General features: G+C 57.5%; 23 protein-coding genes and 1 pseudogene. 3 read left to right on the top strand and 21 right to left on the bottom strand.

Annotation, left to right across the window (positions count from 1 at the left end; all coding sequences use genetic code 11):
* A partial coding sequence (locus tag AS026_RS16065; protein WP_131815275.1) for an IS630 family transposase occupies nucleotides 1-510 on the top strand: 510 nt, incomplete at its 5' end.
* Here AS026_RS16065 and nifA read toward each other — a convergent pair.
* The 3 genes from nifA to AS026_RS16080 form a co-directional block, all read right to left on the bottom strand.
* A complete protein-coding gene (gene nifA, locus AS026_RS16070) occupies nucleotides 507-2,120 on the bottom strand; it encodes a nif-specific transcriptional activator NifA (RefSeq protein WP_245307527.1) in 1,614 nt (537 codons plus the stop codon). The two genes, AS026_RS16065 and nifA, sit on opposite strands and share 4 nt — an antisense overlap.
* 385 nt (nucleotides 2,121-2,505) lie before the next feature.
* A complete protein-coding gene (gene nifW, locus AS026_RS16075; protein WP_007539184.1) occupies nucleotides 2,506-2,910 on the bottom strand; it encodes a nitrogenase stabilizing/protective protein NifW in 405 nt (134 codons plus the stop codon).
* A gap of 396 nt (nucleotides 2,911-3,306) precedes the next feature.
* Nucleotides 3,307-3,627: a HesB/IscA family protein gene (locus AS026_RS16080; RefSeq protein ID WP_028748905.1), complete on the bottom strand. Its 321-nt coding sequence runs from the start codon at nucleotides 3,625-3,627 to the stop codon at nucleotides 3,307-3,309.
* A gap of 263 nt (nucleotides 3,628-3,890) precedes the next feature.
* Here AS026_RS16080 and AS026_RS16085 point away from each other — a divergent pair, with 263 nt between their 5' ends.
* A complete protein-coding gene (locus tag AS026_RS16085; protein ID WP_007539182.1) occupies nucleotides 3,891-4,547 on the top strand; it encodes a nitrogen fixation protein NifQ in 657 nt (218 codons plus the stop codon).
* 19 nt (nucleotides 4,548-4,566) lie between these two features.
* Here the strand turns inward: AS026_RS16085 and rpoN are convergent, their stop codons facing one another.
* The 8 genes from rpoN to tnpA all read right to left on the bottom strand — a co-directional run bounded on the left by rpoN (nucleotide 4,567) and on the right by tnpA (nucleotide 11,277).
* On the bottom strand, nucleotides 4,567-5,997 hold the full coding sequence (rpoN, locus tag AS026_RS16090; protein WP_007539180.1) for an RNA polymerase factor sigma-54: 1,431 nt from the start codon (nucleotides 5,995-5,997) through the stop codon (nucleotides 4,567-4,569).
* 49 nt (nucleotides 5,998-6,046) lie between these two features.
* Nucleotides 6,047-6,574, bottom strand: a complete 528-nt coding sequence (locus AS026_RS16095; protein WP_037076030.1) for a peroxiredoxin — start codon at nucleotides 6,572-6,574, stop codon at nucleotides 6,047-6,049.
* Between the two features lie 232 nt (nucleotides 6,575-6,806).
* Nucleotides 6,807-7,589: a MurR/RpiR family transcriptional regulator gene (locus AS026_RS16100; RefSeq protein WP_100248177.1), complete on the bottom strand. Its 783-nt coding sequence runs from the start codon at nucleotides 7,587-7,589 to the stop codon at nucleotides 6,807-6,809.
* A gap of 8 nt (nucleotides 7,590-7,597) precedes the next feature.
* Complete coding sequence (locus tag AS026_RS16105; protein ID WP_007539174.1) at nucleotides 7,598-8,158, bottom strand: hypothetical protein; 561 nt, start codon at nucleotides 8,156-8,158, stop codon at nucleotides 7,598-7,600.
* A gap of 23 nt (nucleotides 8,159-8,181) precedes the next feature.
* Nucleotides 8,182-8,862, bottom strand: coding sequence for a methyltransferase (locus AS026_RS16110; RefSeq protein ID WP_007539172.1), 681 nt, complete (start codon nucleotides 8,860-8,862; stop codon nucleotides 8,182-8,184).
* Between the two features lie 24 nt (nucleotides 8,863-8,886).
* Nucleotides 8,887-9,705 (bottom strand): nucleoside-diphosphate kinase, encoded by an 819-nt coding sequence (locus AS026_RS16115; RefSeq protein ID WP_007539170.1) that lies wholly within the window; start codon nucleotides 9,703-9,705, stop codon nucleotides 8,887-8,889.
* Nucleotides 9,706-9,712: 7 nt separating this feature from the next.
* Nucleotides 9,713-10,429 (bottom strand): amino acid kinase family protein, encoded by a 717-nt coding sequence (locus AS026_RS16120; protein ID WP_007539168.1) that lies wholly within the window; start codon nucleotides 10,427-10,429, stop codon nucleotides 9,713-9,715.
* A gap of 461 nt (nucleotides 10,430-10,890) precedes the next feature.
* Entirely contained in the window at nucleotides 10,891-11,277 is a 387-nt protein-coding gene (gene tnpA, locus AS026_RS16125; protein WP_007539166.1) for an IS66-like element accessory protein TnpA, read from the bottom strand.
* A gap of 174 nt (nucleotides 11,278-11,451) precedes the next feature.
* Here tnpA and AS026_RS42730 point away from each other — a divergent pair, with 174 nt between their 5' ends.
* Nucleotides 11,452-11,679: a hypothetical protein gene (locus AS026_RS42730; RefSeq protein WP_081593635.1), complete on the top strand. Its 228-nt coding sequence runs from the start codon at nucleotides 11,452-11,454 to the stop codon at nucleotides 11,677-11,679.
* A 333-nt stretch (nucleotides 11,680-12,012) separates the two neighbouring features.
* Here the strand turns inward: AS026_RS42730 and AS026_RS16135 are convergent, their stop codons facing one another.
* The 10 genes and pseudogenes from AS026_RS16135 to AS026_RS16180 form a co-directional block, all read right to left on the bottom strand.
* Nucleotides 12,013-12,978, bottom strand: a complete 966-nt coding sequence (locus AS026_RS16135; RefSeq protein ID WP_007539163.1) for a phytanoyl-CoA dioxygenase family protein — start codon at nucleotides 12,976-12,978, stop codon at nucleotides 12,013-12,015.
* Between the two features lie 515 nt (nucleotides 12,979-13,493).
* A complete protein-coding gene (locus AS026_RS16140) occupies nucleotides 13,494-14,399 on the bottom strand; it encodes a terpene synthase family protein (RefSeq protein ID WP_007539161.1) in 906 nt (301 codons plus the stop codon).
* The gene (locus AS026_RS16145) at nucleotides 14,389-15,930 is read right to left on the bottom strand and encodes a prenyltransferase/squalene oxidase repeat-containing protein (RefSeq protein WP_007539159.1); all 1,542 of its coding nucleotides are present in this window, start codon (nucleotides 15,928-15,930) and stop codon (nucleotides 14,389-14,391) included. The genes AS026_RS16140 and AS026_RS16145 overlap by 11 nt, the downstream gene beginning before the upstream one ends.
* A gap of 219 nt (nucleotides 15,931-16,149) precedes the next feature.
* Entirely contained in the window at nucleotides 16,150-17,142 is a 993-nt protein-coding gene (locus AS026_RS16150) for a polyprenyl synthetase family protein (RefSeq protein WP_062370594.1), read from the bottom strand.
* Nucleotides 17,143-17,231: 89 nt separating this feature from the next.
* A pseudogene (locus tag AS026_RS16155) lies at nucleotides 17,232-18,570 on the bottom strand (cytochrome P450).
* A 5-nt stretch (nucleotides 18,571-18,575) separates the two neighbouring features.
* Complete coding sequence (locus AS026_RS16160; RefSeq protein WP_037076022.1) at nucleotides 18,576-19,421, bottom strand: SDR family oxidoreductase; 846 nt, start codon at nucleotides 19,419-19,421, stop codon at nucleotides 18,576-18,578.
* Nucleotides 19,408-19,716: a ferredoxin gene (locus tag AS026_RS16165; RefSeq protein WP_007539152.1), complete on the bottom strand. Its 309-nt coding sequence runs from the start codon at nucleotides 19,714-19,716 to the stop codon at nucleotides 19,408-19,410. The genes AS026_RS16160 and AS026_RS16165 overlap by 14 nt, the downstream gene beginning before the upstream one ends.
* A gap of 1 nt (nucleotide 19,717) precedes the next feature.
* Nucleotides 19,718-21,010 carry a cytochrome P450 gene (locus tag AS026_RS16170; RefSeq protein ID WP_028748903.1) on the bottom strand — a complete coding sequence of 431 codons (1,293 nt, stop codon included), beginning with the start codon at nucleotides 21,008-21,010 and terminating at the stop codon, nucleotides 19,718-19,720.
* An 89-nt stretch (nucleotides 21,011-21,099) separates the two neighbouring features.
* A complete protein-coding gene (locus tag AS026_RS16175) occupies nucleotides 21,100-22,299 on the bottom strand; it encodes a cytochrome P450 (RefSeq protein ID WP_028748902.1) in 1,200 nt (399 codons plus the stop codon).
* 142 nt (nucleotides 22,300-22,441) lie between these two features.
* Complete coding sequence (locus tag AS026_RS16180; RefSeq protein ID WP_028748901.1) at nucleotides 22,442-22,657, bottom strand: hypothetical protein; 216 nt, start codon at nucleotides 22,655-22,657, stop codon at nucleotides 22,442-22,444.
* Between the last annotated feature and the right edge of the window lie 938 nt (nucleotides 22,658-23,595).

Raw genomic sequence — 23,595 nt, forward strand, 5'->3', positions numbered from 1 at the left:
GGCGTCGCCGAACGGCGCACTCATACCTATGTCCGCAACGGCACGACCTCCCTGTTCGCCGCGCTCGACGTCGCGACTGGCGCCGTGATCGGTCATTGCTACAAGCGTCACCGAGCGACCGAATTCCTCGACTTTTTGAAGCGGATTGACGCCGAAATGCCCAATGGGCCGGACGTGCATCTGGTGATGGACAACTATGCCACCCACAAGACACCAAGGGTCAAGGCCTGGCTCGCGCGCCGCCCACACTGGCACGTTCACTTCACGCCAACGTCGGCATCCTGGATCAATCAGGTCGAGCGATGGTTCGCAGAGCTGACGCGAAAACAGTTGCAGCGCGGCGTACACCGTTCCACTGCAGAACTTGAAGCCGACATCGACGCTTTCATAGAAACCCACAACGACAATCCCACCCCATACAAGTGGGTCAAATCCGCCGACCAGATCCTCGCGTCGGTCAAACGCTTTTGCCAGAAGACAATGAACCGAACTTCAGATTCAGGTGACTAGAATTTCTTCACATCGACGCGGTGCCGGCGGAGGGCGTAACCGACTTGCCGAGGTGTGATGCCAAGCAGGCGGGCCGCTTTTGCCTGCACCCAGCCTGCTCTTTCCATAGCATCGATCAAGCGGTCTCGCTCGGTTAGACGAGGTGAGGTTGCCGGACAAGACGGGTCAGCGGGATCACAGATCTTCACGGGAGCTGCGATTGGTCGCGGTTCGCGTCCAGCCTCTGCGCCAAGGACGTGAGCGCCTTCGGGCGATTGACCACCTTTAGCAAGCTCATCGACTGCTCTAATGGTGCTTGGATCTGCATCCCCCCTCCAGAGGCGCGCGGAAAAGCATTGGCCGTTTTGGCACGCAAAGTCACACGAGACAATCGTTGTCGAGCGGGCAAGGGTGGCGGTCCTCCGGACGCAATTTTCGAGCTCCCGAACATTACCCGGAAAGTAGCATCGGGAGATTAGATCGATCGCTGAAGCCGCAAACTCCATGCTCCGACCGTTCTCCTCGTTGAACCGGTCGAGGAATACTTGCGCGAGGCGCGGTATGTCACCCGATCTTGCCCGAAGAGGCGGCAAAAGAATTGGAACGACGCTGATTCGGTAGTACAAGTCTGCCCTGAATTCTCCTCTGGCGACCGCCATCTCTAGATCTTTGTTCGTAGCGCAGATAAGACGGACATCAACCTTTAACGTCTTCATTCCGCCAAGGCGCTCTAGCTCACCCTCCTGTAAGACGCGCAGAAGTTTAGCTTGAAAGGCCGCCGAGATTTCTCCAATCTCGTCGAGTAGCAGGGTTCCTCCATTCGCCAGCTCAAACCGGCCCGCGCGCTGCCCAGTAGCTCCTGTGAATGCACCCTTCTCATGTCCGAAAAGCTCCGACTCTAAGAGTGTTTCCGGCAGCGCGGCGCAATTCAGCTTGACGAATGGCTTTTTTGCGCGTGGAGAAAGCGCATGGATCGCCTTCGCGAAGAATTCCTTTCCGGTCCCGCTTTCACCGCGCAGAAGTACGGTGGTGTTCGTCATAGCTGCGGCCGAAGCGATATCGAGGACCTGCTTTAACGCTGGGCTGTCACCGACGATCCAGTCAACCTTGCTTCGCTGCTCCAATTGCGACTTTCGAACCGCCTCATCCGGCTTTGAGCCGACCGCGACGACCTGACGATCCGATCCCCTAAGCTCACGATCCGACTTAATTGCCTTACCGAGGAGAGTTGCCACCATTGTCAGAAAACGCACGTCATCGTCAAAGCAACCTGCGCCTGAATCATGAAGGTAGCGATCGATCCAAAGTGCTCCTAGCGTTTCCTGCTCAGCTTGCAATGGCAAGCCGATGAACGTCACTGCCGCCGTCTCTCCACGCGGAGCCTTAGAAGGTTCATGTAGAAATAGCGCTGACGTTCCAATGTCTTTTACGATAAGGGGCCGAGCGCTCTTGACGATATGCTCAAGTAGACCTTCCGGAAGGCCGCGATCGGCGGCATTGTTCGAAGTTTCGATCATCACCGAGAGGGCAGGGTCTTCTTTTCCAGCACTTACTGTGATTGCCCCGCGGCGCAACGGTAGAAGAGATGGAAGCACCTTAGCGACACTGGCCAATCTTCTATCCAGACGCATAGGGGCAGCGAGTAGCCTCGATACTTCGTGGAGCTCGCTGCCCTTCGTCGCTTCTGGCGTTTCGCTCGAAAATCTTCGCAAAGGACCAACTTCATCAATGCGAGCACGAGACGCGGTCGCTCTTACTCCTCAGGTTGATTGCTGCATTAAATACAACCAATGTATGTGTATATAAGCAGCGTTATGTAATTTAGTGGCCATTCCTTAAATTACAAGCTTCTTTGACAAATAGGACTCAACGAGCGGATGTGGCAGACTCGCGTCATCTAATTTCTATCCAAACTCGGACAGCACCCCAAAACGCCTCACAAAGACTTAGATGGGATTTGAACGCCAGTGGGATATGGCGGGACCCTTGTAGGCGTTCCGACAATAGGATGTTCCGCTACGACCTCGGTGCCTCGCCGAAGCGCTTGAGGACGCTCTCGAAGGGCACAAACGTGGAATTGCGGCCAATTTTGTGTTCAGTAGCAGAAAGAGGGTCATGATCCTGCAAGACTTTAAAAACGCGGTGGTGCAGCGGCGCCGAAGTCACGAAGTCTTCGTAGGCTCGTTTGAGAGTGGCGCGCGCGCGCGCGGCGACAAGTTCTTGAGGAGCATCTTCGAGATCCTCGTCTGCAAGATACTGGCCCATGCGCTTCATGATATGCAGACGGGACGTCTCAAGCACCCTGCGCTCATATGCGACACCGAGTGTTTCGAAGAAATCTTCCGCTGCCGAAAGATTTCTCAGCTGCGAAAGGACTTCCACAACGCTTATGGGCCTGCTGTTATCGGGATTAGTTTTCATTGCTTTCTCCGATTGTATTCTTCTGCCGGCGAAAATTCTTCTCGCTCGTGGGATTGCTGGAGCCTACCCTCACCATCTAGAGGCTGAATTTATTCTCAAGGTGTCAAGCAATGGACCGGAGACGCGCCACAATCTCTGGTAAAACGCCGACCACGTGGTCGATATCCTCATCAGAGTTGTCCCGCGGAAGGGAGAAGCGGATGGCCCCACTTGCGGAGGCTTCTTTAACGCCCCGGCTGAAAGAACGTGACTTGGTCGAACTGATTCTGATCTCCAGGCGGCGCCCGACAGCCTGCTGTGTCCAGGCAGTCGCTTCCACCCTATCTGGTCGGGCCCTAGGAGACCGCGATGACCCTGGCACGCCCGGCGACAGTGCAGATTCAGATACCGTGGTCGCTAGGCAAATGACTTGCCACAGTCGCAGGGGGCCGTGGCGTTCGGGTTGTGGAATACGAAACCGGAATCTTCCAAGGTGGTTACGAAGTCGACTCTTAGGCCATTGACAAATGCTTGCGAGCCTTTGTCGATAAACAAACACAAACCTCCTGTCTCCACAACGGCGTCGCCCGGCGCTCGGCTGGTCTCTACCGCCATCACATACTTGAATCCCGCGCAGCCCCCTTCCTCAATTTTGATGCGCAGGCCTTTAGCAGGCTCCACATTCTGTTCAATGGCGGCTTTCATTGCCGCAATAGCGCTATCAGTGAGAGTGATCATGGGTCCTTCCTTTCTTCGTCTTTGTGTTTGCTGCATTTGTCGTGCCAACCTTGCTCGCCGGCTCCCCGTTGAGAAATAGGCGCGAAACTGGAGCGGCGGTCGCAAGGGAAGCGGGTGAGGGGATATTGCGTCTTGTGTATTTCAAGGCTGTTGCCGGAGCGTCGACAAAAAGTTTGGCGATCGCGGAACGGAATGGCACGGTTTTTGATGCCTCCCGATAGCCGGCTATTTGTGGTCGACTTACCCTGAGGAGTATCATTTCTATGTCGGATGGCAGCGAGAATACGGTGGTGACCGCCCGATTTCGAAACAGGGGTGTTCGGACGATCACAGAGCGCAGTTCTCGCAGAAAATTCCGCCTCGCGGACACGTGGGGTTGGCCGAGAATGGACGTGGAGATGGACTTTGACGATTATGTACTCGCTAGGATCTTCTCGAGAGCACTCGAGGAAGTCGAAGCGGGAGAGGCTTCCGTGACAGAAGCGACGGGTCTTTCCCGAGAGGAAGTCAAAAACATCGTATACTGCTGCTTTCCTCTAAAGCTGATCGGCTCCCTCGCGATCGACCAAATAAAGGACTCGGAGCCCGGCGTAGAGGAGGGACTACTTCGCGACATTCTTCTGGCTCATGCCTGCCCCGATAGCCAAGCGAGCGTGCGCTTCGCCAAAATAGTCGCTAGACGCTGTATGAGAGACGGTCATCTTTGGCAAGAGCTTGGACTCGCCGAGCGGGGCGAACTCCATCGATTGATGGCTACGCATTTCCCCCGCCTTGCTGCTGGCAATAAAGATAACATGAGGTGGAAAAAGTACCTCTACCGAACCCTTTGCGAGTCAGAGGGTTTTGCTTTGTGCAAGTCCCCAAGCTGCAGCGACTGCGCGGACCGTGAAGCATGCTTTGAGCCTGATGATCCCAGCTGATCCTCCCGCATAGGCCTGATCACACGGTGGATCGCGTTTTGAACTCCCGGAGTCGGCGAAAGGAAGAGGGTATATTCATCGTCTCTCGGTATTTCGCGACCGTCCGCCGTGCGATATCGATTCCGACGCGTCTTAATTCGGCTACCATTTCGTCGTCGGAAAGAACGCTATTCTCATCCTCTGCCGCGATCATCGCCTTGATCCGGTGGCGAATGGCCTCCGCAGAATGAGCCTCGCCTCCTTCTGAGGACGCGATCGACGATGTGAAGAAATATTTCAGCTCGAACACACCGCGTGGCGTGAGCATGTACTTATTCGCAGTCACACGGCTAACAGTCGACTCGTGCATCTCAATAGCTTCAGCGACCGTTCTAAGGTTTAGCGGGCGAAGGTGAGCAACGCCATGCTCCAAGAAGGCACCCTGCTGGCGCACGATTTCGCTCGCCACCTTGAGGATGGTTTTTGCACGCTGATCTAGACTGCGAACAAGCCAGTTCGCACTTTGAAAACACTCGCTGAGGAACGCTTGCTCACTTGAATTGTGTCGAGATCGCGAGACTTCCGCAAAATAACTCTGGTTCAGCAGCACCCTCGGTAAAAGCTCAGGCGTGAGCTCGATCTGCCATCCGCCGGCAGGGGATGGCAGTACTCGGACATCAGCGATGATTGCCTCAGGTGCGCCCGAGTGGTACCGGTTGCCGGGTTTGGGATCAAGGGACCTTATCTCTTGCAGCATCTCCAGGAGATCTTCCTCATCGACGTCGCAACGATGCTTCAAGGCACGAAAGTTTCGCTGCGCAAGCAGCGGCAGGTTTGCAACCAACGCTTCCATGGCAGGATCTAACCTGTCTCGCTGACGCAATTGTATCTCAAGGCATTCTCTGAGATCTCTCGCGAAAATGCCGATTGGGTCAAAGCCTTGCAAAATTCTGAGTATTCGCTCTAGCTCGCTCTCCGGAAAGTTGGTCACCGCAGCGATCTCGCGAAGGTCGGCATGAAGATAGCCCGTATCATCCAGATGATCTGCAAGTGCACGCGCGATCAGTCTTTCATCGCACCTAAACGGGGTAAGGGCGATCTGGCGGTCTACGTTTTCGTGAAGAGTTTCGGGCGCGGCAGCATACTCCTCAAAGCTCGGCATTGAATTGCCCGCCGATGCGTCGGGGCTGCTACGGGTGGATTTCCATTCGCTTTGGGACGTCGATCCGTCGGAACTCGCCGACATAGCACCTTGGCTCTCAAGAGAGCCAGGCTCCGCGCTGCCCTGCGGCAGGCGACACGACCCACTGTCGGGCGCAAGTTCCAAGAAAGGATTTTTCTCCAGTTCCTGTTCGATGAACTGGCGTAACTCACCATGGGCAAACTGTAGGAGACGGATCGACTGTATGAGCTGGGGCGTGAAAACCAGCGATTGGGACTGCCGCTGTGTGAGGCTTGCTGAATACTGCATCCTAAGAGTGACTCCTGATTGACTTAGGGCAGGTAGACTATTTCCTACATTAAGCTTCGGCGGCCCGCTTCAACCGCTCGAAGATATTTTGCGGCGAGGAAGCCCCATATGGATCTTCTTCGCAGTTGTCGGAACACCCTTCTTCCTCGAACAATTGCTCGATAGTGCCGTCATCGATCACTGCCGCATAGCGCCAAGAGCGCATGCCAAATCCTATGTTATCCTTTGCCACCAGCATGCCCATCTTGCGGGTGAATTCGCCAGAGCCATCTGGGATAAGCTTCACTTTCTCCAAACCCAACGACTTACCCCAAGCATTCATCACGAAGGCATCGTTGACGGCTAAACAGTAGATCTCGTCGATGCCTATCTCCCGAAATCGGTCATAGAATTTCTCGAAATCCGGGACTTGAAACGTTGAACATGTTGGCGTGAACGCGCCGGGAAGGGCGAAAAGTAATACCCGCTTATGGTCGAAGAAATCCGAAGATGACTTTTTCTCCCATCGGTAGGGATTTGAGCCGTCCATAGCTTCATCGCGTACACGAGTGTGGAATACGACGGACGGTACTTTCATTCTAGCGGCCACGCTGCATCCTCGTCGGTCTGTCATTCGGCGTTGCTAATCATAGCAAAGCAAACACTATGCCAACTGGCGGCGATTGCAGACAAGCGCTGGTATCTTGGTGCGACGGTGATTGCCGCCAAGTGAACGATTTCGGCCATCGGTCTGTCGGGAACCCAACAGTTTTTGGACAAATGAGCCAGCCTGGCGCGTGGGCGCGATTGCAGCAGTGTCGTGCACGCGCTCATTGGCTCTGTAGACAAAGATAGATGTATTCACTCAGGAGGAGGATCGACGAAATGTGGAGGCAGGATCCGGGTTTTCGTATGGCGGGATCCGACGCAATGGTAATGATCTCATTGGCGGTTTTTGCGACAAGACACGCCTCGTCGGCTGTTATCGCAATGGAGTGCGCGCCGGCAGTGCTCGCCGATGAAAGGAATTGCCATAATTCTTTCGTTGCCTCTGGCCAGAGTAGTCCGACGGCGACGCAAGACTTATTGAGCGTTCGAGCAAGTTCAGGTGAGCTCGCGCAGACAATGGGGAGACCGGTCCAGGCAAGGCGGGACGCGAGGATGTCAGCGCAGACGGAAGACGCGCCGGCTCCGAGCACGACGATCCTCTTCGCAGATCGCAAGCGACCGGCCAGCTTGATGACCTGTTGCTCATCGATCAAGCGAGCAGAGGCGGCGACAGCGCTTTGCAGCGTCTCGCTCAGAAGAGCGAGCTCCTTAGGGATATACAGGTTCTCTGTCGAGCACTCACCGCGTGAACCGATAAACTTCGCTTTTTCTAGTTCTCCATTAAGAGCGATTTTGAACTCGCGGAAGCCGGAGTATCCCAATCTGCGGCAAAATCGCACTATCGACGCAGACCCGCTGTCTACATGGTGAGCGAAATCGTCGATGGATGAATTTATGACGAATTCTGGATCCTCAATTATTGATGCGGCCACACGTGCGAGCGCCGGAGGATATGCGCTAATAGCTGCGCGAATCCTATCGAGCAGAAGAGGATCGAGATGCACTGTGCCTCTCATGTTCGATCCGGCAGTAGTTTCACGTTGGCGTCGGCTGACGGTTCTTCACGTGCAGGCCGAGAAATGCTAGTTTCGGAGGGTTCCTGCTCGCGCTCAACCGGCTTACTACCAAGAATGCCTAGTGACATGAATTCTGGGATCTTCTTCCGACGGAGGGGAAAGAGCGCTCGAAGGTCTTCCCCATGCTTGCTTAGAGGGTCTTCCTTGAACCTTGCCACTTTATAGGCAAGGACCTCCGCCAACGTTAGGCGCATGCCAAGCTCCCTATCGGCAACGAGTTGTGGAGTTTCTCCGCATCCGATGACCCAATTTAATACAACCGCGGTTCCAAGCTTCTTGAATTTTACCTCTAGCTCATTTTCAAGCTGACGGAAGCTCGACACTTTAAAGCCTGCTCGGATTAGCGACCTAAGATCTCTGTCGAACGCGTCCGACAGAGCATTGCCGCTCGCGTGATGAATATCGATGTCGTTCGGGACACGATCGAGGAAATCTGCGAGGATCATGCTTCCAGCAATCCAGCTATCACTGGAACGGTTGCCTGAAATTGCCAACATGGCCAATCTTGTCGTAGCGTTCATCATAACGCTGGAGCCGTCTTTTGGATAGAGAAGAGCCTATACGTGACTCCGACATCGGATGAAGGGGATGATCTAAGAAGGGTGGCACTGAGCGAATTCCTCTTAGCAATAGCCTCGAAAAGATCGTCCCTCGCGTTGCTCCCGAAGCCGAGAAGGATTCTTCCGGCTCCATTCAAACGCGACGGCCCTTCTGAAAGGAAGCGCTCTAGCAACCGATATCCGGGATCGACCGCACCCCGCTCGAGATGATCACGAAACTGGTACTGATCCGGGGCATAGTAGGATGGATAATTCCAATAAATTAGATCAAAAAGCTGGTCGGTTTGAATATTACTGAAGATGTCGCTTTGGACAACGCGGATGTTGTTAATACGATTGCGCCTCGCGTTTTCGATCGTGTTAGCGACTGCCGCCGGGTTTATATCGCATGTCAAGATTGACTTTGCTCCACTCTTCGCAAGGTGAAGTCCAGGAAGTCCGAAGCCGCAGCCAATCTCTAGGATTGCCTTGCCTTGAAATGGAGGAAAATTTTCACCAAGCCATCGCCAACTTTGGAATTCCGCTGGCGGAAAGACGCCCTCGTTCACGACTAGGTTCAGGCCGAACTCTTCCATGTGAATGGGAAATGACTGTTGCTGACTGCGGGCCAGTTTGGCTCGTACTTCATTGAGGGTATCCATTCCGTCCTCCTTAGAGCCGCTGGGCTAGACGCGGTAAGGACCGTAGTGATCCATCTGATGAATAGGCGGCTGCGGGGCCAGGTGATATTGCCAGGCCGGCATTGCAAGCAGTCCAGCCGACAGGATCAGCCGATCCCATCCAGAGAGCATCCCCGCGTGTTCAAGGAGCTCGTCCAGCCCTTCGGACTGCCCAGCCAGATACTGTTGCACGCTCCCTAATAGTGTTGACCTCGCCGCCAACAGCTGCGCACGGTTAGCGCAGAAGCGGGCATTCGCTAAAGCGTCACCATTGAAGAGAGTCGGGAGTAGTTGTTCACCGAGGATCTCAAGTAGGATGCGTAACGAGGAGTGGGTCACGCGACCGCAATCGAGAGAACTCCACACCGTATCCATTTCGCGGGAGGAGCGGCTGCGAAGGATCGCCAACTCCGCTTCCATTATCTCGGCACTATCGCTAACGTGGATGAGATTACTCGCGGCGTTATCGCAGTAAAACAAACTACGAACCGTTCCGGCCGCTGCCTTCGCGGGATGGGAGTTCCCCTTAAGATCCTGGAGAAGATGAAGTGCGTCGTGACCTTTCCAGATGGTGACGCAAACCGGCCTCATATCGAACAGATCGACCACGATTGGCCAATGGGCTCCAGATGTAGACTTTGTTAGGCGATAAAATTGTTCGATTGAGTTTCGCCCGTGAATGGAAAAGGATCGTTCATCAATTTTCAGCCCGCTCTTGAGTCGGATGAAATTGTCGAGAGAGGCTGTGAGCCCTGATCTCGCTACCTCCGGTCCGTAAACCGTCAAGCCCACAGAAGCTGTCATCCCGCTTTCCGCGCCTGTCATGATGCCTCTAATCCCGATTACCCGATACGGTGATACAGGTTGCTTTAACCTGCTTACCATCTAGCCAGTCCCTCAAGAGGTTCGCGTGCGACCCGTTGACAACGACGCCCGTGAGGCCCCGAGCGGCCATAAATTTGGCGGCGCAGGCATCGATGCAGGTGTGACCAAGCCGGGCGAGGTCAGCAGCATCTATATGCTCTATGAGCTCTGGGGGCTCGCTAGCGCCTCCGCTGCGGTACACGCCGTCAACATCCGTTAGAAACGCGACGGAAGCAGCGCCAGTTACCCAAGCGACCCATGTTGCAACGGCGTCCGAGGTGACGTCCCAACTCCAGTCCACTGGATCCATCGCGAAGAGAATACGCGAGGGAAGCAGAACTGGGACCATGCCTGCCGCTGATATCTTGCGGCATTCGCCTAAAGCGGCGGTTGCGACGAGTTTTGACGAGAATGCCCGGTCCGTCAGCAAATAGCCGGTTTGATCCTGAGCGAGGGCGCAGGCGTGATGGCTTGTGAACGCCGCTAGCGGATAGCTCGCGTCAACCGCCTCTATCGCCTTATCCGGCAGGCCGCCACCGGGCACCAGCAAAATCCGGTACCCGAACTCGACGAGCCGCTCCAACTCAGCTATCGCATCTCTGCATGTCGGAATGTCGCGCATTAGGCTGCCGCCGAACTTAACTACTAGTGAGAACCCGTATGGTGTAAAGCCCGTGCTGGACATGTGGTGCCAGTCGCTTTCTATGTTTCTGTTGCAGAGACTTTTTTGCTAAGGGAAAACGCGCTGCGCGTTACGCCGCCGTCTTGATGTCCGACGTGAGCGACGATCTGTGATCCGCGTCGTCGATCCACGTGATGTTGGATCGGCCATCGGTTTGTCTGCCGGCGCAGTTAAGTGCTTGTTTGTGGGCCTCAGTATTCATCGTAGCAGTGTCCTTAAATCATTCCCGCCAGTCTGCCGTAAGGGCTATGCGAAAGTCATGCCAACGCCCGCCCGAAGGATCGATGAAGTGCTAATCAGTGCTGCGAATGATGCGGTAATGAGCCTATGCGGCCAGGAGGGGACAGCTCCACGCGACATAAACATTGCTCGGCACGAGAATTGAAGGGCGTAGCTAGCGTGGCCCTTGCGAAAATCGACGGGCTTGGTCGCCACCATGATCCGGACACGGTTCGATGGAAAGATCATGCTGGAACCGCGCAGGCACGCGCAACAGCGGCGATCCGGGCTGCAGACGCGCCTTCTTCCAGTCGAATGGTGACGGACCCGACGATGATCTCCGGACGGCTGGTCTTTTTGATCGGCGGTTCCGAAACAGGTGGTTCGACGATGACCGCTGCGAACTCGACCGCATCCTCGGGTGCAGGCAGAACCAACTTGCCTTGCCGTGCCATCGTCCGCCACGTGGATAGGTGGTTCGGCTTCAAGCCATGTCGCTCGGCAACCTCATTCACCATCGCTCCGGGCCGAAGACTTTCGTAAACGATCTGCGCCTTTACCTCGTCCGGCCAGTGCCGGTTAACCTCACGACCAGACTTCCTGGTCGTGAGAACCTCCAATGTACTCTCCATGGAGAAACTCCCATTGCTCGTCCATGGATAGGCGATCACAGATCAGGGCGGCGAGGACAACGTGGGGACGGAACACCGGTTACCCTTAGTCAACTTTATGCGGTTGTTCGCCTTTACGGCAATCTATGCCAGCCGTCATTCAAGCTGCAGGATAAGACGCGGATCGGGGCGCGCGTGATCAAGCGCTATCATCCGCCGGCTCCACCCGCCGCTCGTTCTAGCGTGGCCGAAGCTGACAAGAAGCAGCTACAGGCAATGCTGGAAAATAGCGACCCCGTTCTGTTGTTTGCCAGCCTGCGTGCTGCACAAGAAGAGCTTGGAAGACGAGTTGATCGACGTGGTGTGAATCAGAAACTTGAGGAGCCCGTTGTTGTCGATCTCCAGCGCTTCGCCGCTTCCTGACGCTTGCTACGTTCGGTAACATCTCCCGGTGAGGCAATATGCGGGGTCAAATCTTCACTTCGCTTGACAACATCCCGCATGTGATCAGTTGAGGTCAAGTGCAGCCTTTTCACGCGACTTCGGCCGCGGTCATTAAGAGCTCCAAGATCCGTCGGTGTTTGAACGAATCGACCATTCGAGGGTAGCGAACTCGACGCCCTTGGCATATCGCATCGGCAATGGCGCCACTCTGCTAACGGAAAATGTTCAGCAGTATGAGTGGCGTCGCGCGTGGTTCCATCCCGGTCCTTGGTCGGCTTGTACTAGAGCTCCATGACAAGCACTGGCGTGCTCCTACCGCACAACTGGTTCGCCATGGAAGCGCCGCCTTGAGGGCTTCGAAACCCCGAAGCCTACCTCCATCATTAGTCTCGGCTTGGTTTTAGCTGGTGTGCCCATGTGGAAACCAAATGGGTCCTCTACAAAGCCCGTTCCCGCCCCTCCAGTAAGGGTCATCACATTTTGTTGTCCATAGAAACCCACCACTTCGTGCGCCGGGTGGCCTACGAGGAGAGTCAGTTGATGCTTTAGGCGTCGGCGGTTGTGACTTCCGCGGACATAAACATGCGGACCCGCCTCTTCATCAACATCAGAAAGATAAAAGAAGAATTTCAGCATTCGCCAGTCGTCTAAATCAAAATGAAACTTGAACGACGCCCTGCTCAGTTCAGCATCTGATGGGCTGCTGGTCGGAAAGCTCCACCAAGTCCTCGTCGTGATCAATTTCGCACCGTCGCCCAGGTAGTGGCGGGCAACCTCGAGGAGCAGCGGATCTTGCTGGACAGCGATGGCGGCATCGCACTTCAATACCCTTTCGTAGTGGTGACCGCTAAGTATCGCCCGGCGGAAGAGGCGCTCGGCCTCTTGATGATCTTGCGGCAAAAATTCGAGCTTCCGGTCGAAATTGCCGAAGCATGGTGTCTCACGAGCAAAACGAGCAATTCCTTCTATGATCGCATTTGGCAGCTTCAATCCTGGGTAAATGCCTGAGCGTTTTAGCTCTGTCGCGATAGCGTCTGCCTTTAGGTCACCGAACATCGAGTCACGCGTGCGTGACACAATTGCAGCCGGTTTGGCGGTAAGCCAATGGGCTTTGCGAAAAGGGATGGTGCGTGCCAAAAGGAACATCGGCAGCCAAGCGGGGTTCTCTCGAAGATCCGTCATGTATGTTGGGATTCGGGACGCCATGCGGCGGAACACTCCGCCGTTGCGCGAGATAGCTTCCAGGTCCTGACCCGCGGGAGTCGATGAACGTTGCATTTAGCGGCCTTTCTAACGTTTGCGTCGCGGCGGTTTTCTCGACACCCCGTCTCGCAGTGCTGACTAATTTTGCCGTGGTGTTGTTCGGACGTTGCACGGGTCGCTTGGCATGTTGACCCGCACGCGTCGCTTTCGAAGCTTTGATCAACTTTCAACCGCTGCGACTAACCTCCTAATCCCATGTGAAAGTTCGTACCTGTCGGGATACCGATTGTCCCGGTAAAGGACACTGGACACATTTCACCCTTCGCTATTGCGCATCATCTTCTTCGTGAAATCCGATCGTGGCGCCATTGTTACTCCAAATCGCCTTGGGTCTGACAAATCATTTGTTTGGATGAGAGCGATTAAGATCGTGAATATTGGACAAGTCAGCCCTTTGTCTTGCGAGATAGCGGGATCTCTCCCTGCTGGGGCGACGGATTGGCCTGCTGCTTCAGCCGAGGGCGGCCTTCAAGCAAATCCGGTGCTTGCATCCGCTCGGGGCAGCGTCGCTGCAACTGCCTCCGGCCGGCTTACGCTTGAGGCTCAGTCCTTGCTGTGCTCCCCGTGCCGTCGCTACGGTAGCGACTGCGAGAGGTCTCATAAAAATGCGTGCGGATGCCGGTCATAGCGTCTATGAGGGCATCCCACGCGGGGGGAAGGTGCTCTTCTACTAAAAGCCGGCGCAGCATGCGCGTAAGTCCAGCCAGCTCGTCGCTTAAAAACTTCGCTGCAGGCATTGCCGGATAGCGCCGCAGTAGAAGGATCACTGAGTTGTCAGTTTCGCCCATCGAACTATCTCTATCGCACCCATGCAGATCGTTCTGCAAGCGGCCTATCGCTGAGATAAGCCAGATCGCCTGGCGGAAAGCTGGACAGCGGCGCAAGCATGCCATGTCCAATCCCCAAAGTAACGAGAGACAGCAAAACACGTTGGTGTAGGCGATCGAGGCTACCCCGTTGTCAAGGTATTCAGCGTATGACCACTGCTTCCCCGTTGCCGCTTGCGTGTGACCGGCGCGTAGCGCCCCGCAGTAGCGACGGGTATCGTCCAGAAGCTGGATATAGTCGCGCCGATCGTAGGCGAGCTGGGCGAGTAAAGCGCGCTGCGCAGCACACGACTCGAATCCGCTGGGAGCACGGGGTGCCTCTTGCGCTAGCGCGAGTTCCACTGCGGCAAGCTGCTCAGGCGCGATCAAGTCGTGATCGTAGCAATCGTCGAGCCAGAACAGGAGTGCCAGTTCGCGATAGAAGGCCAGTATCAGGGTTTCGTCCCGCGGATCGCGGAACGTGCGCGCGCTAAGTTCGTCCAACCAAGGTTGAATACTCTCCAAGATGTACTGGCCGCCTCTGACTGCTTCCACGGCATGATCCGCGGCGAACCCGCTCAGGCTTCGGCCCCAATCCAATACCAGTTTCAGGGCAAACTCAGTCTTCATTACGGTGCTCCGGCTTACTCCCCCAGGAAAGCGCTAGCCACAAGCCTACGAGCTCTGCCACGCGGACGACACGTGTGGGGCAATAGAGTTCTTTGCCGATCCAAAGTGCAGTGTAAGGCGAAGTGTTCGCTACATAATGGGCCAGCATCCATTCCAAAGCACGTGCCACCGCTTGGCCAGCACGCGCGCGGGCTGTTGGCGTCTCTCTCTCGTCCAGCACGCGCAAGGCAAAGAGCGCATAGGCGGTCTCCTCGAATGTGGATCCGCTCCCTGCGCCCCAGCCGCCATCGTCGCGCTGCGCCTTTAGCAGCGCCACCAAGACCCGCTCGTCCCGCCACTTCGGAGCGCCTTGCGCCAAAGCAGCGACCGCATGCGAAGTCGGGTACAGCCAGGAGGCGTGCCATTTTTCATTGTCCCATACACCTTGTGGATTTCGATTGGCGTCGACGAAAGCGCTTGTGGCAGCGGCGGTCTGGCCGGCCAATCGCAAGGCATGAAGAGCGTGGATGTTTGTGGACACCGAAGCATTGCGCTCGCCCGGAAAGGTGACGAAAACCTCACCGATCTTGAATTGGCGTAGCGCGTGGGCCCCAGGCACCCGACCCACGAGGTTCAAGACGCATAGCGCTACAGCAGTGTCGTCCGCATCGGCTGCAAAATGTGATGCCGGGCCTAGGCCATTCGTGCTCATGCAAGCCTCTAGTCGCGCGACGATCCGGCGCACCGCCTGAGCGAGGGCGGGATGCGCTAAAAGGCCACCCAAATGCAAGCTGAACAGCGACCAACACGGCTCGAATATATCGATTGGCCACACGTTGGGAAGGATATTGTCGAGGCCGCTGGCCGTCGCCAGCGATGCAGCATGCAGGTATGCGTCGGCGCGCCTGAGCAGCTCTGGTGAACTCGCTTGTGCACTTGCTTGGGCACGCCACGCCGCGGTTGCGGCTGGGCTAATACCGATGCTGCCGTGCTCATCTGGGGAAGCCATAGCCGGCGATGATCCCCAAGCCTCCCACGAGTGAAGCAGAGGATGCCCGCTCGGCAAAGCCGCTAACGTGTGGACTTTGGCGAGGCGAGACTGCCGCAGCCGTACCAACGCGCGGTGGCGCGGAAGGTTCAATCCTTTCGATCGCGTCGCCTCGCCCAGAAGCTGCGGCAGGATCAGCTCTGCTCCGATAGGCGCGTCTTCCGGTACCGCATGCTCATATGGATCGGGTTGGTGCCGGAGGAACTGTTCTGCGGCTTGTACCGCGTCAGCAGCACCGGGAAAAGAACCGGCGCGCTGCAATGCTAAAAAGGCTGCCCAAGTGGGCGCGTGGCGGAACAACGGGAAGTCCGAGCTTCCCCAACCGCCGTCGGGCTGTTGTTGCGCGATAAGCCAGTCGCATGCCTCATGATTGCCAGCGACGACGCCACTGAAATGGAGGGCCCGTGCGGTATCATAGACTGACGGGCCGACGCAGCCACCATCGCTCATCTTGCTGAGGAGGTGGCGCAACTCCGAGAGGATCTGGTCAGACGGTGCGGTCACGCTGCTGCCTTCTTCCGTAAGTGATGACACCCGTGTTTAACCGGCCGCTAGGCGCGCCACTGTTGCTCCGCCATCTCCGCTGTCCACGCCCGAGCACGTGGTGCCAATCCATCACCGGGCGGCCCTGTCTCTGGCGCGGACTCTGATAAAGAACAGGAGATATTGTCGACGCGGGCCATACGCGGTCGGTGCCGGTAGACACTATGCGCACGTGCGGGTTCATATACATGATGCGTCCTTAGCCAGATACACGTAGGCCTGCTGTAACATCTGCCCCAGGCGCTGCGCATCCGGGCCTAGCGGCACGATCGCCTCACTGGCCTCGCCAAAAAGATCCAGCACGAACTGCCGGGCGGCCTTCAGTCCCATGATCGACGCGCAGGTCGGCTTCTGCGCCGCCGCGTCCTTTCCAGGGGTTTTGCCGAGCGTGGCCTTATCGGCTGTTGCGTCAAGAATATCGTCGACCACCTGCAATGCCATCCCGAAACAATCGCTATAGCGATCCAGCGCCTCGTATAACTCATCGTGCTCGTCATTTTCCGCGATCGTACACAACGCGCCCATTCGAACGGAGGCACGCACAAGCGCACCAGTCTTCATTCGGTGCATCTTCAGGATCGTGTCGAGTTCGGCGGTCTTTCCAACGAGCGCCAAGTCCATAGCCTGGCCTCCAGCGGCACCCCCGGTAGATACTGCCTGGGCAAGTTCGCGCACGAGTGCGGAGCGCCTGTCGGCCGGAGCGTCCAAGCCAGCAAGGGTGAGAAAAGCGTGTGCTTGCAATGCGTCTCCAACCAGGATCGCAGTGGCTTCGCTGAACTTGACGTGCACCGTTGGATGGCCGCGGCGAAGCACGTCGTCATCCATCGCAGGTAGGTCATCGTGAACAAGGGTACAGGCATGCATCATCTCTATGGCGGCTCCGACGTCGTCGAGAGTAGCCGCCGAGGCCTCGGCTAGTGCACCGGCGGCCATACACAGCAAAGCGCGGGTGCGCTTCCCGCCATTCAAGGTGGCGTAGCGCATTGCCGCCGTGAGTTCGGTCTCACCGTCGTCTCCTGCATCAAGAAGCCGCGTCAGCGCCTGTTCGACCCGTTTCACTCCGTCCTGCATCCAAGCCTCCGAATGCAGCCCGACGGATTTTGCGCCAGTCTGATCGGAGGGTTGACCAAGCTCGGGAATTCGGCGCTGGTGTAGCGTGGGATCAGTCTGCATATTGTGCATGTCCTATGTCTCACCCGGAACTGCGTCGACGAGCAATGTTGCTGGTGCCGTAGCCAAGCTGGCCACTGGGCAAGGCTTGTTCATGAGAACCCGATTCGGACCTTCATGGACGGCTGCGCCGTCGGGAAGAAACGTCGTCCCTTCTCAGCGTCGTTAAGCAACTGCGGCTTCACGCCGGTTTTTTGCATGGTCAGCGCCAACGCCACGGCAAATTGGACCAGTTCAAGCCATACCAGATGGTAACCGATGCACACGTGCGGCCCGGTACCGAACTGCAACATATCAAGGGGTCCTACGGGCTCTACGCGTCCCAGCCAACGCTCAATGCGGAACTGATCTGGCGCGTCGTGCAGTAACGATGAGGTCGAGAAGTGCAGCAGCGGGATACCAAGCCTGGTGCCTGCAGGAAGGTGGCGCCCGCCAAGATGCAATTCCCGCGTCGTGCGACGCGGTACGAGCGATGATGCCGGATGCAGGCGTAAGGTTTCCCGAAACAGGGCCTCGGCAACAGGAAACTGCGCCAGGTGCTCGTGCTGTGTAGGCACCGTCCCTGCGTGTCGCGCTTCCTCGACCAGGGCGTGCCAAAGATCGGGCTGGCGCGCCAACTCGATTACCATCCAGGCCATCGTCGAGGCAGTTGTTTCGTGACCGGCTAGCAGTAGCAAACGGACGTTAGCAACAAGGACGTCATCTGACAGCGCATCTTCACTGCAATCGAAGGCGCTCACCATGTCGTTTATCAAGCCGGTTCGAGTGGAGCGCGCGCGGGCGTCGCGGATGAATTGTCGCGACTGGGCGTCGATCCAGTCGCGGGCGGCGCGACCGCGCCGCAGCGGTGTTCCAGGCAAGTCCACGGGGGGAGCGACGATCAACTGTAATAGTTGCCGGTACTTGCGATGCCACACGGGCAGATCTTGCGGCGGGATCCCCATGAGATAGAAGGTAAGCTTGAGCATCAGGTCGCCGGTTTCAGGTAAGATAGAGACGCCCCCACGCTCGCGCCACGCCTGCACCCGCGCCCGGATGATGGGTGCAAATAGATCACCAATGCCAGCCGCAGTGAGCCCCTTGGGAAGAAAAGCCTCCTTGATGCCGTCTCGCGCCCGGCGGTGCGCGCTACCGTCCAAACTGACCAATGTTCCACCGAGAATCTCGGGCGCCATTTCGCCGATTAGTGACGAAGAGACGTTTTTGTGCCGGAGCGCCGCGAGCGTATCAGGATCGAGGCAAATCATCAGCTGCCCCCCCCGGGCCAAAATCCAGCCAGAAGTGGTTCCCTAGCATTCCTTCTGCGCGCCGTAGCAGGCGGGGAAGGTCGCTCACGATGGCGGGAAGATGCCCCACTATCGGGAACGCGCCGGGCATGATCGGGATGTTGTATTGCAGCGTGCGCCGGCGGTTCAGCGGGTTGAGCAGCATGTCTCTTACCTCTCCTGGGCAAAGGGCGCTTCGTCCACGCTATCGACGGGGCGCTCGGCCGGATTATTGCCGCCATCTGCGTATGTCGGCAGGTGCGCCAGCATGCCGCCGTCGATGCACACAACTTGCCCGGTGATGAACGCAGCGTCGTCGGAAAGCAGAAAAACCACCAGCGCGGCCACGTCCTCGGGGCGGCCAACGTGCGCCAGGAGTTGGTGCCGGTGCAATTGCCGTTGCAATCGCTCGTCGAGCTTGGCGAGGAGACGTTCCGTCATGATGAGACCCGGCGCGACGGCGTTGCAGCGTATCTGCGCGCGACCGTATTGCGTGGCAAGGGAGATTGATAGCATGTTCATTGCGGCCTTCGACGCGGCGTAGGAAGTCAGCGCGGTGTCACCGCTGAGCCCCTGGCACGAGGACATGTTGACGATCGCGCCACCGCCACGGGCGATCATTCGCGGGATGGCCTGCCGGCAGCAGAGCAGCGTGCCGCGCAGATTAGTCGCCATCGTCTGATCCCAAACCGCTAGGTCCAGGTCGAGGATCGCGCGGTCGCGCGGGGTCAGATGCATGGCGCTCGCGTTGTTCACCAGCAGGTCGATCCCGCCGAAGTGGCGCTCCGCCGTTTCGAACAGCGCTGCCACCGCTTGCGCGTCGGCGATGTCGACGGCCAGGGTCAGCGCGTGACCAGTTTCGGCCGCGATCTGCGCCGTGCAGGCGGTTGCCGCTGAGTCGTCAATGTCGGCCACCACCACTCTGCCGCCCTCGCGCGCGATGGCGAGGGCGCATGCCTTGCCGATGCCAGCGCCAGCGCCGGTCACCACGGCCACCTTTCCCTCAAACCGTCCCATCGTGTCGTCCCGGTTTGTGTTCATCTCTCGTGGCATGCCGCCCGAGCTCGGCCGGAGAGGGCAGGGGGCCGACATTGCCTGGCTCGCCACCGCAATCGTCGCTTTCGATGACCCGAATGGCGCCCACCGGGCACTGACTGGCCGCAAGCCGAACCGCGGCGTGCTGCGCCTTAGCGACGGTCGCCACGTAAACTTCGGCCACGCCATCCGCTTCGCGCTGCCGAAAGATGCCAGGCAGGGTCAGCACGCACTGCCAGGTGGTTCCGCACAGTTCTTGGTCGATCACGACGCGCATCTCACGCCTCTCCACCGGCATGAATCCGTACGGGTAAAGTGCGAAACGTTCTGAGGAACGCAGATGGCTCCCGTATCGGCGTCTCGGCCAGTGCGAGCGTCGGGAAGCGCGCCTCAATGCGGGGAAGGCTCTCAGCCAGTTGCACCCGGGCAAGTTGCGCGCCGAGGCAGAAGTGGATACCGTGCCCGAAACTCAGCATGATTTTCCCGTCGTTCGACATGCCGGGGCTGGTGCTGCCGTAGAATCGTGCGGGATCGAAGCGGTCAGGATCGGGAAACGCGTCCGGGTCACGATTGCCGGCCGCGAGTAGCACGCGCACGTCTGCACCTTTGGGTATCATCACGCCACACAGCTCAATGTCACGCTGGGCGATCCGCGGAATGGAGCTGAACATGGCGGGGGCGTCGCAGCGCAATACTTCTTCTACGAATGCCTCGACCCCGGCGTCTTCCTGTAGCCAGTGTCGCTGCTCCGGATATGCCAGCATCGCCAGGACCGCATGGCCGATCGTCGCAGCTGTAGTGGCGAAGCCGCCGAGCAGCATGCCCCAAAGCATGCTGATCAATTCTGCATCCGACAGCTTGTCGGCGTCGTCGCTGTGAGCGCCCACCAGCATCGAGACGATGTCCTGGCGGGGATCGGTGCGCTTGCGCTGGATCAGGTCGCCGTAGTAGGCCATAATTTTGGCGCTAGCTGCGTCCGCCGCTGCGAGTTGGGCATCGTTGGCGTGCGGGCTCAGCCCCTCCAGGATGGCGCCAATGATGGCGGCGAGCCCGGACATGTCATCTTGGGGCATGCCGAACAGTTCTGCAAAGACTAGCATTGGCAGGGCAAGCGCAAATTCGCGATGAAGATCCACTATCTCCCGGCGTCCCAAGGCCGGCGCAATAGCGTCCAGGCGCTCTTCGACTATTCGCGCGATGTTCGGCCGTATATTGTCGATCTCGCGTTTGGTGAAATCACGGGAGACCAGTCGGCGCAAGCGCGTATGTGTCGGAGGATCCTGCATCGCTAAGGTAGAAGCCAGCAAACTCAGCGACAGGCTGGTCGCTGCACGAGGGAAATAGCGCGCCAAATCGCCCGGTGCCGGTCCTCGAAACGCATCCCCCGTGGCCTTAAGCGCCCAGTAGATGTCGGCGTGGCGGCTCAACAGAAAGAGCCCGGACGTGGCGCGATGGACCGGATCGTGCTGGCGCAACCAACGCATGAACGGATACGGGTCGTGGATACACGCTGGCGACGCCAGTTCGGCGAAGGCATCCCGGCATACCGCCACTGTTTCTTTCACGTCCATCTTCGTTACCCGTTTGGTTGGCTGATCCGCCGGCGCCATGGAAGCTCGGCCGCAAAGTGCAGAAACTCTGCCGCTAGCCCGTCCCCGCATCACCAGAGCACCGGCATCTCTTCGAAGCCGCCAGTGATGATCTCCTTGCGCAACTCCAGTTCTTCAGGCTCCACGGCAAGGCGCAGCCCCGGGAAGCGCTGGAAGATCGAACCGAACACTGCCTTCAGCTCCAGCCTGGCTAGCGCCCCGCCGATGCAGTAGTGCGGCCCGTAGGAGAACGCCAGGTGCGGGTTTCCCTCGCGTGCGATGTCAAAGACTTCTGGTTTGTCGAAATGGCGCAAATCAAAGGACGTCGCCGGAAGACCGACAAGCACCTTGCTCTCCGCTGGGATATGCACGCCTGCTATGGTCACATCGCATCTTGGATAGCGCATGATGCCATCCCAGCCCGCCCCCGGCGGGTACATGCGCAGAATTTCCTCCACCGCCTTGTCCAACAGCGATGGATCGGCGATCAATCGCTCGCGCTGTTGCGAATGGCGAAACATAGCCAGTAGGCCGCACTCGATTTGCGCGGCGGTGCTCTCGTGCCCCGCTACCAGCATGCCCGCTGCTAGGCCGATTGCCTCTTCCTCACTGGCCTTACCCTGATCCACCGCCAGCAGGAGATCTGTCAGGAGATTATCGCCCGGATCTCGGCGCTTCTCTCGCATCCTGTCGCGGATGTAGACCCGCAGTTCTTCCCAGGCCAAGCGGGACGCACTGCGCGGGCCGGTTTCGTGTTGATGGGTCATCACCTCATCGGACAGTCCCGCGAAAAACGCATGGTCCTCGTACCTCACGCCCATTAGTGCGCTGATGACCATGGCCGGAAGCGGAAAGGAAAGGTACTTGCGCAGGTCAGCCGGCTGCGGTTGGATCGAAAGCGTTGCGAATAACTGTTCGGCTATCGACTCGACCTGCTGTGCAAGCAAGTCTGTCCGCAAGTCGCTGAAGGCCGGCGCTATAATCGCGCGCAGGCGGGAATGCTCGTCTCCCTCGTGGGAAACCAGCCACCCGGGAGAACCAAGCATCACGGAATCTGGCGTGAACGCCGTCGGCGTCCCCGCAGGTCGAAAAGCCGCGTCGGACAACACCGCTTTGGCTTCGTCATAGCCTGTCACCCACCAGCCTTCGTGCCCGGACGGGAAACGGACGCGATGGATTGGTCCCTCTCCCCGTAGCGCCAACATTTCGGGCGAGGGCTCGATGTGGTCGACGCGCCACATCGGTAGCGTCGGCAGAGAGTGTTCTGGCATGATGGTATTTCGCTTTCCAAGCGATGGCTTTTCTTTAAAAATCAATCCCTGTTTTGCACGGGTGACGTCGTGTCCCTCTCGCAATGACCGAGTGCCTCTCCTTCGCATGAATGCTGCGGGAGAAGCACCTGATGATCCTAACTTAGTTGCCGCAGTACAGAGCGACCAAGGTCCGCTGAGCGGACTTGCGCCGGCTCGTCACTACGGAAACGTCGATGTATTCATTGTTATAGCTTGCCCACCGCTCCAACACCGTTGACGGGAGCCTTACTTCAGCCTCAAGGCCTCCCGCCCTGGTCGCGCCGCCCGACAGCGTCGCGAAAATCCCTGCGAGCGGAATGCAAACTTTCGACTTCATTCGAACATTCTCCGCATATTGCCAGCCTAAAATGATCCGCGCACAGGCCAGAGTCAGAGGCGAACACTTACGCTATTTCGGCCCCGAAGACCGTAGCACTGCGATCGGTTTTCGCTGACCTGACAAATGCAAATCGCATGCCGGGTTGAATCCACAAGGACCTAAAAGCTCACCACAGTCGCCGCAGTGTTAGGTTCCTTGCAAAAAGTCGGAATGTCGGCGGAGTGATAGCAGCTCCCCGACATCGACTTATCTCGGGCGGAAGAGAACCCGATCGAAGCAAATGTTTTTTCGGAATCGATGCACCGGCCTGTCGGGGCTGACTTGCTGCGAGATGATAGAGGCTGATAGAGGCTGATAGAGATTGGTAGAGAATGTTGCCCGGGGCCGCTTCGGTTGTCCAAGTGAAAGCTCGACCAGGACCTACTATTCTTCAGGGCGAGCGCGACGCATCTGCGTCCTTGGTTCTGTGGGGCAGGCACATCCGCGATAGGAATTTCACCTGTTGTCTGCAGCTATCCAGACCCGGAACAATTCCCAACGTGGGTATCCCGGTAGAAAGCTACACCCTTCCATCCTTCTTGAACAATCCAGTGTAGTCCACAGGCGGGCAAGCGCTGACGGTGGTCTTATGTGGAATCTTCATCCTCATCTGCATGCCTCGAGATACGCAACCACATGTCTGTTTTTTGGTTTGTTCAACCTTACCCGGAGAATATCTAGCTGCCGATACGGCCCCTAAGCAGCTTCTGCTAACCGAAAGGGTGCGCAGAACTGGGTTGAAGTCGGCGTGAAAGCCCTAGGGAAGGCGGGAAAGAACAATAATGCCATGATTGCCAGCCGGTTGGCCGAATACGTTTTATACAACTGTGTGACTGCCACAAGAGGAAAAGTCTACTAATACTTGAAACTCATTGTACTTATTTCTGCCATTTATA

The sequence above is a fragment of the Rhizobium altiplani genome, from assembly GCF_001542405.1.
In the GTDB taxonomy this organism is placed as follows: domain Bacteria; phylum Pseudomonadota; class Alphaproteobacteria; order Rhizobiales; family Rhizobiaceae; genus Rhizobium; species Rhizobium altiplani.